This window comes from Actinomadura sp. BRA 177, assembly GCF_013372625.1.
Taxonomy (GTDB): Bacteria; Actinomycetota; Actinomycetes; order Streptosporangiales; family Streptosporangiaceae; genus Spirillospora.
Map to the genome: position 1 here is coordinate 1 of NZ_JABXFD010000130.1, position 536 is coordinate 536.

A 536-nucleotide genomic window follows, 5' to 3' on the forward strand; every position below is an offset into this window, starting at 1 on the left:
TCCGTGCGGTTAGTCGTGCGTCCTGAGGAGGTGTTGGTGGTTCAGGAGGCGGGCTTTTCCTGCGGGTGGCCGCGGGCCGCCTTCTTCGCGTCCGCCTTGTGCTCGGCCGACTTCTCCGCGGCCTCCTGCAGCCCGTCCTCGGCCGTGTACTCCTCGTCCGTGGGCTCGGCGAGCTTGCCGAAGCCGAGCAGCGCCTCGCCGACCCCGAAGGACACCGCCGCGTAGGCGAACACGCCGACGTAGACGCCGATCCAGTTGCCGACGCCGCGCGGCGTCGGCAACTGGATCGGCGTCTACGTCGGCGTGTTCGCCTACGCGGCGGTGTCCTTCGGGGTCGGCGAGGCGCTGCTCGGCTTCGGCAAGCTCGCCGAGCCCACGGACGAGGAGTACACGGCCGAGGACGGGCTGCAGGAGGCCGCGGAGAAGTCGGCCGAGCACAAGGCGGACGCGAAGAAGGCGGCCCGCGGCCACCCGCAGGAAAAGCCCGCCTCCTGAACCACCAACACCTCCTCAGGACGCACGACTAACCGCACGGA

2 protein-coding genes are annotated in these 536 nt (G+C 70.5%); one reads left to right on the top strand and one right to left on the bottom strand.

Features of this window, described 5'->3' with window-relative positions; genetic code table 11:
* Positions 1–41 precede the first annotated feature (41 nt).
* Entirely contained in the window at positions 42–281 is a 240-nt protein-coding gene (locus HUX53_RS03635; protein WP_176401749.1) for a hypothetical protein, read from the bottom strand.
* Between HUX53_RS03635 and HUX53_RS03640 the strand changes: the two genes are divergently transcribed.
* Positions 256–495, top strand: a complete 240-nt coding sequence (locus HUX53_RS03640) for a hypothetical protein (RefSeq protein ID WP_176401749.1) — start codon at positions 256–258, stop codon at positions 493–495. The two genes, HUX53_RS03635 and HUX53_RS03640, sit on opposite strands and share 26 nt — an antisense overlap.
* The last annotated feature ends 41 nt before the right edge of the window (positions 496–536 follow it).